General features: G+C 71.4%; 11 protein-coding genes. 8 read left to right on the top strand and 3 right to left on the bottom strand.

Annotated elements, in window-relative coordinates; genetic code table 11:
• Positions 1-14: 14 nt before the first annotated feature.
• On the bottom strand, positions 15-605 hold the full coding sequence (locus I4J89_RS46500) for a fibronectin type III domain-containing protein (protein WP_196420655.1): 591 nt from the start codon (positions 603-605) through the stop codon (positions 15-17).
• A 31-nt stretch (positions 606-636) separates the two neighbouring features.
• Positions 637-1,305, bottom strand: coding sequence for an EcsC family protein (locus I4J89_RS46495; RefSeq protein ID WP_309238783.1), 669 nt, complete (start codon positions 1,303-1,305; stop codon positions 637-639).
• A gap of 148 nt (positions 1,306-1,453) precedes the next feature.
• Between I4J89_RS46495 and I4J89_RS46490 the strand changes: the two genes are divergently transcribed.
• Positions 1,454-2,356 carry a proteasome assembly chaperone family protein gene (locus tag I4J89_RS46490; protein ID WP_196420654.1) on the top strand — a complete coding sequence of 301 codons (903 nt, stop codon included), beginning with the start codon at positions 1,454-1,456 and terminating at the stop codon, positions 2,354-2,356.
• A gap of 49 nt (positions 2,357-2,405) precedes the next feature.
• Here the strand turns inward: I4J89_RS46490 and I4J89_RS46485 are convergent, their stop codons facing one another.
• A complete protein-coding gene (locus I4J89_RS46485; protein ID WP_196420653.1) occupies positions 2,406-3,155 on the bottom strand; it encodes an alpha/beta hydrolase in 750 nt (249 codons plus the stop codon).
• 163 nt (positions 3,156-3,318) lie between these two features.
• Here I4J89_RS46485 and I4J89_RS46480 point away from each other — a divergent pair, with 163 nt between their 5' ends.
• The 7 genes from I4J89_RS46480 (at position 3,319) to I4J89_RS46450 (ending at position 12,051) form a co-directional block, all read left to right on the top strand.
• The gene (locus I4J89_RS46480) at positions 3,319-3,984 is read left to right on the top strand and encodes a hypothetical protein (protein WP_196420682.1); all 666 of its coding nucleotides are present in this window, start codon (positions 3,319-3,321) and stop codon (positions 3,982-3,984) included.
• Positions 3,985-4,897: 913 nt separating this feature from the next.
• A complete protein-coding gene (locus I4J89_RS46475; protein WP_196420652.1) occupies positions 4,898-5,791 on the top strand; it encodes a DMT family transporter in 894 nt (297 codons plus the stop codon).
• 144 nt (positions 5,792-5,935) lie between these two features.
• Complete coding sequence (locus I4J89_RS46470) at positions 5,936-6,910, top strand: TolB family protein (RefSeq protein ID WP_196420651.1); 975 nt, start codon at positions 5,936-5,938, stop codon at positions 6,908-6,910.
• Positions 6,911-6,942: 32 nt separating this feature from the next.
• Complete coding sequence (gene trmB, locus I4J89_RS46465) at positions 6,943-7,623, top strand: tRNA (guanosine(46)-N7)-methyltransferase TrmB (protein ID WP_196420650.1); 681 nt, start codon at positions 6,943-6,945, stop codon at positions 7,621-7,623.
• Positions 7,624-7,701: 78 nt separating this feature from the next.
• A complete protein-coding gene (locus I4J89_RS46460; RefSeq protein WP_230860750.1) occupies positions 7,702-9,936 on the top strand; it encodes a sensor histidine kinase in 2,235 nt (744 codons plus the stop codon).
• A 58-nt stretch (positions 9,937-9,994) separates the two neighbouring features.
• A complete protein-coding gene (locus tag I4J89_RS46455) occupies positions 9,995-11,401 on the top strand; it encodes a selenium-binding protein SBP56-related protein (protein WP_196420649.1) in 1,407 nt (468 codons plus the stop codon).
• Positions 11,398-12,051: a hypothetical protein gene (locus I4J89_RS46450; protein ID WP_196420648.1), complete on the top strand. Its 654-nt coding sequence runs from the start codon at positions 11,398-11,400 to the stop codon at positions 12,049-12,051. The genes I4J89_RS46455 and I4J89_RS46450 overlap by 4 nt, the downstream gene beginning before the upstream one ends.
• Positions 12,052-12,192 lie beyond the last annotated feature (141 nt).

Below are 12,192 nucleotides of genomic sequence, written 5' to 3'. Positions count from 1 at the left end.
CCCCGACCGGCGGCTCAGGTGGTGCTCACCACCTGCGAACGCGCCACGGTGCTCGTGGTGACGCCCTCCAGTCCGGTCTGGGTCATCACGACGTCGAGCGAGAAGACGTACGGCGTACCCGGCTCCAGCCCGGTGACCGTGGTGGTCATGTCCCCGCACTTCACCGGCACGGCCTTGGTCCAGCCGACCTCGCGCTGCGTGCCGACCTGGAGATCCTGGCTGATCGCAGTCACCCGGTAGTCGACGATGTTGCCGCCACCCGGGTGATACCAGGTCACCTGGGCGCTGGTGCTGCCCGGCACGACGCCCAGAGCGTTGATGCCGTCACCGACCCGCGGCCGGGGCGTGCAGGTCGAGCTCGGCGTGGCGGCCGGCGGGTTGCTCGCGGCCGGGAGTGTGGGCAGCGTCTCGGACGGGGTCGGCCAGGGCTTGCCGGGCTTGACCGTGGGTGACGGAGTGGCCCTGCCCTCCTCCACGAGCATCCACTCCGCTCCGCCGGTCGCTTCCTCCTCGACCGGCTTCGCCGCGGAGCCGCAGCCCGCGAGCAGGAGCGGCACCACGATGGCGGACAGGGCGACGGCCGACCTCTTGCGATATCCCAGCACGTCAGGGAGATCGGGCCGCCGCCCGCGATGCTTAGTCGTTCCGGTAGTGGATCGCGGCGCGCCGGGCCAGATCCTTGGTGGCCGCCGAGTTGACCCAGGTGCCGAGGATCATGCCGGCGCCCGGGATCATCTTGGCGAACACCTTGCGCGCCGCGCGGATCCCGGCCATCTGCGCGAGCCGCACACCCATGGTCATCATCACCCGGGTGAGCGGCCGCCCGGAGGCGCCGGTGAAGAGCCGGCTCGCCCGTTCCCGCCCGGCCGCGACTCCGAGCGCGATGCGCGCGGTCTCGCCGAACTTGTGCACGCGCTGCAGCACGAGCAACTCGGTAGCCCGCTCCTGCGCGGTCGGATCGGCGCCGAACGCCGCGGCGATGTGCAGCACCATCCGGGCCTGGGTCCAGGCCAGGACGCCGACGTCGAGCACCGCACCGGGCAGCCCGGCGGCACCGGAGACCGCACCGGAGACCCTGGCCAGCGTGGTGAAGTGCCGGGCCGCGAGGGCGGCCAGCTCGTCGGGGCCCAGGTCGGGCCGCTCTGCGCGCTTCTGCTCGGCCCAGCGGCGGGCCTCCGGGCCGAGTCGTCGGACCGCTTCCAGGGCCAGGTGTTCGGGGGCGTACTGCGGGTCTGCCTTCATCCGGGACCAGAGGTTCCCGGGAGGGGCGGTGGTCTCGGTGGGGGTGGCGATGTCTTGAGTCACAGATCACTCCGAAGGGGGGCCGAAGACGTCGATCTGCACCTCATTGTGACGGGTGGGCGCACGTACGTGATCATCGCGGGTGATGGAATGAACGTCGCTGTTTGACTGTTGGCATTAAAACCCGCTCGTTCTCAAGGAGGTCCGCAGCGTGCTCGATCCACACGGGCTCTACGAGGTGGCCGGTGACCTGCCGGTCCTGGACGGCCCGGTGCTCATTCAGGCGCTCACCGGTTTCGTCGACGCGGGCAGCGCGATCCAGCTCGCCAGGGAACACCTGCTGGAGCACCTGGATAGTGAGGTCATCGCCACCTTCGACCTCGATCAGCTCCTGGACTACCGGTCCCGTCGCCCTCCGATGATCTTCGTGGCCGATCACTTCGAGAGTTACGAGGACCCGCGGCTCGCCCTGCACCTAGTTCGCGACCAGCTCGGCAACCAGTTCCTGCTGCTCGCCGGCCCGGAGCCGGACCTGCAGTGGGAGCGGTTCATCGCCGCGGTGACCGCGCTGATCGAGCAGCTCGGCGTACGGGTCACCGTCGGCCTCAACGCCATCCCGATGGCCGTGCCGCACACCCGGCCGGTCGGCGTCACCGCACACGCCACCGACAAGCGCCTGCTCGGCGACCACGAGTCCTGGCTACAGCGAGTGCAGGTGCCGGCCAGCGTCGGCAACCTCCTCGAGCTCCGCCTCGGGCAGTCCGGCCACGACGCCCTCGGGTACGCGGCCCATGTTCCGCACTACCTCGCCCAGACCGGCTACCCGGCCGCCGCCGAACTGCTGCTCGACTCGGTCTCCGCCAGCACCGGCCTGGCCCTGCCGACCGGCGGGCTGCGCGAGGCCGCCGCGCTGGTCCGCGAGGAGGTCGACAAGCAGATCGCCGACGACGAGCAGGCCGGCCGGCTGGTCACCTCCCTCGAAGCGCAGTACGACGCGTTCCTCCGCGGCCGGCAGGGCAACCTGCTGGCGGACTCGGACGCCGCGCTGCCGACCGCCGAGGAGCTCGGGGCGGAGCTGGAACGCTTCCTCGCCGAGCAGAGCCGGGACGAGTAGTCGTCGATTCTTGAGGACAGCCGGCCGCGTCGTACGCGGCCGGCTTTTCTCAGCGCTTGATCGGCAGCCAGTCGAGAACGGCCGGGAGCTGCTGGTCCCAGTACTCCCAGGTGTGCCCGCCCGGCCCGAAGCCCGCGTCCAGCTCGACCCCGGCCCGCGCGCAGGCCTGCACGAAGCGCCGGTTCTGCGCCACCAGGTGATCCTCGCTGCCGCAGCGCAGCATCAGCCGCGGCAGCGCCGCGCGGTCCGCGACGCGGACCAGATGCATCAGATCCTCGTCGCCGCCGGCGACGTGCCGGTCGGCGAAGACCCGGGCGACCAGGGCACGCATGTGCGGGCGCAGGTCATGTTCCTGGATGTACGCGAGATCGAGCGCTCCGGACAGCGTCGCGGCGGCGGCGAACCGCTCCGGCTCCCGCAGCGCCCACTTGATCGCGCCGTAGCCACCCATCGACAGCCCGGCCACGAAGGTGTCCTCGCGCCGGGTGGACACCCGGAAGAACCGGCTGACCACCTCGGGCAGCTCCGCCGAGAGGAAGTCCCAGAACCGCATCCCGGACGATTCGTTGGCGTAGAAGCTGCGATGCACCTGGGGCATGACCACGGCCAGGCCCCGCTCCTCGGCATAGCGCTCCACCGAGCTGAACCGGGTCCACGCGGTGTGGTCGTCGGTGAGGCCGTGCAGCAGGTAGAGCAGCGGCGGCGGTCTGTCGTCACGGTCGCCGCCGGGTAGCAGCACCGTCATGGAGGTGCTCATCTCCAGCGCCTCGGAGTCGAAGTCGCAGCGGATCAAGGCCATCTCGACAGTCTCCGGCATCGGGCGGGCGGAGGCGTCGTCCAGTTGGGAATGTCGTACCCGTCGATTAGTATGTATGTACGAAAGAGGGGCCCTGAGCTGCGGATCTTCAGGCGTCTGGAGTGCGCGCAGCGCGAGTGAGGAGACCGACGTGACCACGTCCACCATGTCCACGATCTCGACCACCCCCGTGCCCGTGATCCCGCCGTATGCGACGATGCTCGGCTTCACTCGGTACGTGTCCCGTACCGGCCCCGCCAAGGCCACGTTCGTCGGCGGGCTGCGCCGCCAGCGGGAGCGGCGGAGCGGGTTCAACCCGCACGGCCAGCTCGTGAAGGCGCTGAAGGCGGACATCGCGTTCCGCACCGGCGGCAGCTATCTCACCGGCGTGACCGATCTGGTCAAGGACCGCTGGAAGCCGCTGTACGAGGCGATCAGCGCCGGAGCCCGCACCTACCTGACCTCGCTCGGCGACCCGGATCAGGTCAGCCTCGCCCAGACCCGCGACGCCATCGCCACGGTCGGCCCACTCGCTGTGAAGATCAACCCACACTTCGGCCTGCGCTACGAGGACGGCCGCCGGGAGGCCGTCCGGCTGCACTTCGACGAGGAGCCGCCGAGCGCCGAGGCAGCGACCGCGATGCTGCACCTGATGGCCCGCCACATGGACCAGATCCTGCCCAACGCCGAGCCGACCCTCGTCGACCTGCGCCGCGGCGTCACCCACCGCATCGACCCGGCCGCACGCCCCGCCGACATCGAGAGCTGGCTCGCCGGCGAGGCGGCCGCTTTCACCGCGATGTGGGCCGCCACCGCCACCCCTGCCGCCTGACCCACTCCTGCCACGCTGCCAGACCTCCGCCCGAATCTGCCCGACCGCGCGGCTCGCCTGCCGTCTGAACCCGCCCCACCGCGCAGCCGAACCTCCGCCTGGACCTGCTCGACCGCGCGGCCAGACCTCCGTCTGAACCCGCCCCACCGCGCAGCCGGACCTCCGCCTCGACCTGCTCGACCGCGGGGCTCGCCTGCCGTCTGGCTCCGCCGGCTGGCGGCCCTTCCGGCCGGTGGGGCGGGGGCGCGGGGGTTCCCTCCAGGCCCTCAGTGACCCTCCCCGCCAACGTCCCCCGGAGAGCTGCCACGCCGGGGGACGTTGTGCGTTCCGGCTTCCTGTCCAATCCACAATCCCGGCGCGCCCCTGTCCTCGTCATCCGCGGCAGCCGCAGGCGACTCACTCAGCCGTCGCCCACGCACCCATCAGCTCGCCATTCGGTACCTGCACGACGGCCGACCCCACCCAGCCGTCGCCCACGCACCCAACCAGCTCGCCATTCGGTATCTACACGACGGCCGGTCCTGCTCGGCCGGCGCCTGCGCACCTGACCAGCGCGCCGTTGGTGGCTGCATGCCGGTTTGCCTGGCCGGCTTCTAAAGGGCTTCCGTAGTCAGGGTGATCTTGCTTGGCCCACGCTCAATGCTGTCTCAACGGCCGCCAGACAGCGCCCACGTTGGGCCGGACACGACCCTGACCACGAAGGCTCTCTAGGCGTGGGGGTGGGCCGGCCCGGATATTCGGGTGGGGGGTGGGGCTGAAACGTCTACGCTGCGCCCGTGAGTCTGTTCCCGGGCATTCTGCCGCCGCCGCGCTCCTGACCGGAGCGCCCCCGCACCGATCGAGCTGCGCTCGTACGGTGATCTTGTGCTGCGCTCCGCCGCCGGCCTGATTCGACTCACCTTCCGGAGCGCGCGTGTCCACCTCTCTGTCCTCTGCCGGGAACCGGCTGAGTTTTCTGCAACTGTCCGCCGCCGGGGTGCTTTGGGGCACTACCGGTGTCGTCGTCCAGGTCGTCGCCGGGCGTACCGGCCTGGGTGCCCTCGCCATCGGGTTCTATCGGCTCGCCGTCGCCGCGGTCGTGCTGCTCGCCATCGGCCTGCCCGTGTGGCGGCGGATTCTGGCGGCTTTCCGGGCGGCGCCGCTGGCGACCACCGCCGCCGGGGTCGGGCTCGCTGCCTACCAGGCGCTCTACTTCGTCGCGGTCCGGCTGGGCGGGGTCAGCGTCGCGACCGTGGTCAGCCTCGGGCTCGCGCCGGTGCTGCTTAGTGCATGGGAGACGCTGCGTACCGGGCAGCGGCCCAGCCCGGCGACTCTGAGTGCCTCCATCGCGGCGATCACCGGTCTGGTTCTGATCGGCGGCGCGACGATCGAACCCGGTGCGGCCACCGCGGGGCTGGGCCTGGCCGCGGCGGTGGCGTCCGGGATCGTCTACGCCGCGTGCACCGCGGTCAGCCGGCACACCGCGCAGGGCGTACCCCCGCTGGTCATGACCACGCTGTCGTGCCTGGTCGGCGCGGTGGCGCTGGCGCCGCTCGCGGCGCTGGAAGGCCTCGCCTTCCCGCCAAAGCCGGCTCCGGTCGCGCTGCTGATCTATGCCGGCGCGATCACCACGGCGCTGGCCTACGCGATGTTCTATTCCGGGTTGCGGCACACGTCGGGCAGCGTGGCAGCGATCGTCACGTTGCTGGAACCGCTCACCGCGGCGCTGCTGGCCGTGCTCCTGATCGGTGAACCGCTCGCCGGGAGCACGATCGCCGGCGGGATGCTGTTGCTCGGGGCCGTCGCGGCGCTGTATCTGCGCGGGTAGCAGGTCGGCCGTTCGGGGATGGCGATATGGCCGATACGACAGGAATTATTTGGGTATCCGCGAGGGAACTTCTTAGGTGCGGGCCGGTTGCGACGATTCCTTCAAGTGGAAGGCGTAAGGCAGAACCTCGGGGGGCGTTCGGCCATGAAGAAGATCGCGGGAACGGTGACGCTGGCGGCGGCGCTCGGTATGGGAGCTTCGCTCCTCCAGCCGGTCGCGGCCCAGGCCGCGGCCACGCTGCCGAGTCAGGTGGCGTACGTCCGTGCGGGCGACGTCTACGTCAGCAAGGGCGCGACTGAGAAGCGCCTGACCACCGGCGGTGGACACACCCGGCCGCGCTGGTCGCCGGACGGCCGGCAACTCGCCTTCCTGAAGGCCGGGCAGCTGTGGACGATGCGGGCCGACGGCACCGGTCAGCGGCGGCTCAGCACCCGCGCCGCGGCTGGGCCGTCCTGGTCGCCGGACGGGAAGTGGATCGCGTTCGGGTCGCTCTCCTGCAGCGGCGGGCCCGGGGTGTACCGGATCTCGGCGACGGCTGCGGCCGCGAAGCCGGAGGTGCTCTTCCCCCGGGACTGCCGGGGCGCGGCCCTGCCCGCGGAGGCGACGGCCGGTGGCCGGAGCGCGTCGGGGACGCTGAACGACCGGCTCCGCACCGATGACGCGGTGGCCTGGTCGCCGGACGGGACCCGGGTGGCGTTCCGCGGTGGGGACTGTGAGTCGGTCTACGACGCCTGCCTGAGCATCGGCACGGTGACCACCGGCGCGGAGAAGACCGTGGCCGCGTACGGCGGGGGCAGTCTGCACAACCGGGGCTTCGCCGTGGTGCCGAGCTGGCGTGCGGACGGGGCGAAGCTGGCGTTCACCGCGTACCAGGAGGGTGAGACGGCGGCCGACAACAAGCCGGTGCACCTGGTCGAGTACGACACGGTGACCGGCGCCAAGCGTACCGTCGGCGGCGCCCTGGACCGGGAGCTCGACTACGTCGACGCCAGCCGGGCCGTGGTGACCAGCCAGGGCTCCGGAGGCTCGTGGGTGACCGTGGTCGGGCTGGCGAACGGTACGCGGACCCCGTTCCGCTCCGGCTCCCAGCCGAGCGTTCAGCCCGCCGCGATTTCGTGACGTGACGGCGGCGGCCGTATCGTGGGGCCGCCATGAGTGACACCGAGACCGCTGCCCACCGCCCCATCCGCACCTTCCATCCGCGGCGGGGGCGGATGAGCGCCCGCCACGCCGACGCGCACGCGGAACTCTGGCCGCGGTTCGGGCTGACGATCACTGATGGTGATCGGAGTCCGCTGGACCTCACCGCGTTGTTCGGGCGCGGTGCTCCGGTCGTACTGGAAATCGGTTTCGGCATGGGGAATGCGACGGCGGCGATGGCCGCGGCCGAGGCGGACCGGGATTTTCTCGGCGTCGAGGTGCACACGCCGGGCATCGGCAACCTGCTCGCGCTCGCTGGCGAGCTGGGGCTGACGAACGTGCGAGTGGCGCACGGTGACGCCATGCAGCTGGTGCACCGGATCGCGCCGGGGACGCTGGACGCGGTGCACGTGTTCTTCCCGGATCCGTGGCCGAAGGCCCGGCATCACAAGCGCCGCCTGATTCAGCCGGGGAATGTGGCGCTGCTGCGGGAGCGGCTGCGGCCGGCCGGGATTCTGCACTGCGCCACCGACTGGCCGGACTACGCGGTGGCGATGGCGGAGACGCTTGACGCGGACCCGGGGCTGCGCCGCGTGCCGGCGACGCCGCACCGGCGGCCGGCGACCAAGTTCGAGCAGCGTGGCAAGGCGGCCGGCCGTCCGATCACGGATCTGCGGTACGCGAAAGCCTGATCCAAGCGTGGTCGACGGTCTGCCATTTCGCCGCTTTTAGGGTATTCGCGCCACTACCCTGGGGTGTGGAGGTCGGCCATGCGGCGAGATGACCCCGGCGACCGCGCCGGGCGATCCGGAAGGACGCCTGCGGCGAAAGCCGCGGGGCTCGCGCGCCCGGCCGAGCCTTACGGGGGGACAGCCGTCGACGAGCATCCCAGCTCGCCGACGGCTGCCACCGAGACGTTGCGCACCGGGCTGCCGAGCGGGACACCGGCGCCACCGCGGGCCGGGATCTTCCGGGAGGCGCTCGCGGAGGCCACCGCCGCCGGGCCGGTTCTGCACCGGGGCGTGCTGACCAGCGGCTCGGCCGACCAGCTCGCGGCGCTCGTGGCCCGGGCCGCGCAGGCGCCGAGCGCGTGCGTCCAGTTCGTCGAGGGGACGCGGCTGCGGCTCTACGGCGGCTGGGGCGTCTCCGCCGACTGGGAGGTGGTCGCCGAGACCACGCTGGACGACTCGCTGGGCGGGCTCGTGGTGCGTACCGGCGGGGCGGTGATCATCGACGACGCGCAGGACGACGCCCGCGTCCCGGACGGCATCCTGCGCAGGGACGGCGGCGCCTATCTCGGCTATCCGGTGCACGACCGGTTCGGCCTGGTGCTGGGGGTGTGCTGCGTCTACGACCACCGCCCCCGGGAGTGGGCACCGGAGCAGATCACCGCGGTGGCCGAGGCGGCCGAGGTGGCCACCCTGCTGATCGGTGAGCAACTGGCCCGGTACGAGCTGGAGCAGCAGCACCGGTTTCTCGACGCGGTGCTGGACAGCCTGCACGACGGGGTGACCGCCTGTGACGCCTCCGGTCGTGTCGTGTTCATGAACGAGCGGATGCGCCGGCTCTGGGGCGAGGACACCGACCTGGCGTCCGGACTCACCGACGCCACCGGGACGCCGCTGACCAGGGACGACCTCGGGTTGAACCGCGCTCTTCAGGGCGAGCGGATCCGGGACGTGCCGGTGGCGCTGGAGGGGCGCAGCCGGCGTACCCGGCATTTCCTGATGGACGCCCAGCCCATCCACGGCCTGGACGGCCGGGTGGTCGGCGCGGTGCAGGCCGTGCAGGACGTCACCCGGCAGCGGCGGGCGGAGCGGTTCCGCAGCTGCGAACTGGCCGTGACCACCGCGCTGGCCGAGGCGCCGTGCATCGAGGCGGCCGGGCCGCGGGTCCTCGAGGCCGTGGTCGCCACGCTGGACTGGGTGCACGCCGAGCTGTGGATGGTCGACGAGGGGACGATCCGGCCGGCCGCGCGCTGGAGCGCCCCCGGCTGGCCGTCCGAGATCGTGGTTCCGGAGGAGCTGCCGTACGGGCACGGGCTGGCCGGACGCGCCTGGCAGGTGGACAAGCCGCTCTGGATCCGGGACGTGGGCCGCCCGCAGAGCCTGATCTCGCCGGACACCGCGACGGAGCGGCTGCACACCGCGCTCGCCATCCCGGTGCACGACGGGGCTGGGCCGATCGGCGTGCTGACCGTCTTCGCGGACGCGGTGGAGGACCCGGAGGAGGAGCTGGTCGCCCTGATGTCCGGGATCGCCGCGCATCTCGGGCAGTTCGTGGAGCGGCGCCGGGTGGAGAACCTGCAACTCCAGCTGACCCGGAGCAAGAACGAGTACCTGGCGCTGATCGGTCACGAGCTGCGCACCCCGCTCACCTCGATCAGCGCGTACACCGAGCTGCTGCGGGAGGCGGACGAGGAGACCCTGGTCCGGGACGGTCCGCGGCTGATCGCGGTGATCGAGCGGAACACCAATCAGCTCCGGGAGATCATCAACGAGCTGCTGGAGCTGTCCGCGCTGGACGCCGGGCACGCGGACGTACGCCGTACCCCGATGGACCTGGCCGCGGTGGTTCGTGACGTGGTGGACCGGACCCGGACGGCGATCGACGGGGCGCCCGTGGTGATCGACGCGGAACTGCCGGGCGAGCTGATCCTCCCCGGCGACCGGGAGCGGCTGCGGCAGATCGTGGAGAACCTGCTCGGCAGCGCGGTCCGGTACAGCCCGGACGGCGGGCACATCGAGGTGACGCTGCGCAGCACCGGGCGTACCGCCGAGCTCGCGATCTCCGACGCCGCGGGCGACGTGCCGCGCATCGAGCGGGAGCAGATGTTCACCGGCCTCTACCGGACCGCCCGCGGCCACGATCGGGTGCTGCCGGGCAGCGGGCTGGGCATGACGCTGAGCCGCGCGGTGGTGGAGAAGCACTCCGGCAGCATCGAGCTGACCGGCGGGGAGGCCGGAACGACCGTGCTGGTCCGCCTGCCCTTGGAAGCGCGTTGACAAGCTGTTGACAGTTGTGACTCTGGTCACGATCTTGTCGTAGGGCGAGGATGAGCCCATGACGCGATGGACCCCGGATCCCACCTTCTATCCCTCCCCGAGTGACGCCGCGGGTGCACCGGCCGAGAAGCTGGCGTACATCGCGGCATTCGACCGCACGGCCGAACGGCCGGATGCGATCGCGGTCGTCGACACCGATCCCGCATCCGCCGGTTACGGCACCGTGGTCGGCTGGACCGACCTGCCGCACACCGGCGACGAGCTGCACCACTTCGGCTGGAACGCGTGCAGCAGCGCGCTCTGCCCGACCGCGCCGCACCCGCACGTCGAGCGCCGCTATCTGATCGTTCCCGGCCTGCGGTCGTCGCGGATCTATGTGCTGGACATCAAGGACGACCCGCGCAACCCGCGGGTGGTCAAGGAGATCCCGCCGGAGGAACTGGCGAGCAAGGCGGACTACTCCCGGCCGCACACCGTCCACTGCGGGCCGGACGGCATCTACATCTCCGCGCTGGGCGCGGGTCAAGGTGGTGACGGACCCGGCGGCATCGCGGTCCTCGATCACACCACCTTCGAGGTACGCGGACAGTGGGAGGCCGACCGCGGCGACCAGACCCTGGCGTACGACTTCTGGTGGCACCTCACCCAGGACGTGCTCGTCACCTCGGAGTGGGGCACGCCGAACATGATCGAGGACGGTCTCGTCCCCGAACTGCTGCTGGGCCGCAAGTACGGCCACCGGATCCACTTCTGGGATCTGGCGAAGCGCACCCTGGCGCAGACCGTCGACCTGGGCGACCAGTACCAGATGACCCTCGAGCTGCGCCCCGCCCACGACCCGGCGAAGACGTACGGGTTCGTCGGCGTCGTGGTCAGTGTCGAGGATCTGTCCGCCTCGATCTGGCTGTGGCACCGGGACGGCGGCGAGTTCAAGGTCGTCAAGGTGATCGACATCCCGGCGGAGCCGGCCGACGCCGCCGTTCTGCCGCCCGCCCTCCAGCCGTTCTCGGCCGTTCCGCCGCTGGTCAGCGACATCGATCTGAGCGTGGACGACAAGTATCTGTACGTCAGCTGCTGGGGCACCGGCGAACTGAAGCGGTACGACGTCAGCGACCCGTTCCACCCGGTCGAGGCCGGCTCGGTGCACCTGGGCGGGATCGTCCGGCGTACGCCGCACCCGTCCTTCCCGGACGAGCCGCTCGCCGGTGGCCCGCAGATGGTCGAGGTGTCCCGGGACGGCAAGCGGGTCTATGTGACCAACTCGCTCTACGGCGCCTGGGACGACCAGTTCTACCCGAACGGCGTCGGCGCGTGGCTGGCCAAGGTGGACGTCACGGAGGACGCGTTCACCCTGGATCCGCGCTTCTTCCCGCACGGCGACGAGTTCCGCGGGCGGCGGGTGCACCAGACCCGGTTGCAGGGCGGGGACGCGTCGTCCGACTCGTACTGCTTCCCCTCGCAGTGACCTGGACCCAGTACGGCGCGCTCCTCGCGCTGGGTGCGTTCCACGGGCTGAACCCCGCGATGGGGTGGCTGTTCGCGGTCGCGCGCGGCATGCAGGAGCGCAGCCGCACGGTGTTCTTCCGCTCGCTGCCGCCGATCGCGGCCGGCCATCTCGGCTCGGTCGCGATCGTCGCGGCGGTGGTCTCGGCGACCCGGTCGGTGGTGGCCGCCAACGTCGTCGGCATCGTGGGCGGCCTGATCCTGGTCGGGTTCGGGCTGTGGCGGCTGCTCTCCGAGCGGCACTTCCGCTGGGCCGGGATGCGGCTGAACGCGGCTCAGCTGACCGGCTGGTCGTTCCTGATGTCGTCGGCGCACGGTGCCGGGCTGATGCTGCTTCCGGTGCTGGCGACCACGGCGTTGCCGGGCGGCCACGCCGGGCACCCGCTCCCGGCCGGAACCGGCTCGGGCGGATCCCCGGCGGCGGCCCTCGAAGGGCTGGCCGCGGCCGGGGTCCACACGGTCGGGATGTTCGTCGTGATGGCGGCCTGTGGCTGGGCCGTCTACGAGTTCGTCGGGCTGAACATCCTGCGCCGGGCCTGGTTCAACGTGGACCGGCTCTGGGCCGGCGTCCTGGTCGGCGCCGGCGTGATCACGATCGCCCTGACCCGCTAGCTAGCTGTGATGTCCGGGGACGTTGGTCGAGGAAGTGTGACCACTCGATCTGACGATCATCAGCTGGTTCTGTGAACGATGAAGGCCTCCAGCGATGCAGTGGAGTTGTCGAGAAACCACTGACCAGCACCGGAGGCCTTC

The sequence above is a fragment of the Actinoplanes aureus genome (assembly GCF_015704865.1).
Classification (GTDB): Bacteria; Actinomycetota; Actinomycetes; order Mycobacteriales; family Micromonosporaceae; genus Actinoplanes; species Actinoplanes aureus.
The sequence above is the reverse complement of the archived record's forward strand: the minus strand, read 5'-3'. Positions and strand labels throughout refer to the sequence as shown.

Excerpts from the sequence above, each read along its gene's own strand:
- I4J89_RS46485 (WP_196420653.1), bottom strand. The coding sequence starts at position 3,155 with ATGGCCTTGATCCGCTGCGACTTCGACTCCGAGGCGCTGGAGATGAGC.
- I4J89_RS46480 (WP_196420682.1), top strand. The coding sequence starts at position 3,319 with ATGTCCACGATCTCGACCACCCCCGTGCCCGTGATCCCGCCGTATGCG.
- I4J89_RS46470 (WP_196420651.1), top strand. The coding sequence starts at position 5,936 with ATGAAGAAGATCGCGGGAACGGTGACGCTGGCGGCGGCGCTCGGTATG.
- trmB (WP_196420650.1), top strand. The coding sequence starts at position 6,943 with ATGAGTGACACCGAGACCGCTGCCCACCGCCCCATCCGCACCTTCCAT.
- I4J89_RS46460 (WP_230860750.1), top strand. The coding sequence starts at position 7,702 with ATGCGGCGAGATGACCCCGGCGACCGCGCCGGGCGATCCGGAAGGACG.
- I4J89_RS46455 (WP_196420649.1), top strand. The coding sequence starts at position 9,995 with ATGACGCGATGGACCCCGGATCCCACCTTCTATCCCTCCCCGAGTGAC.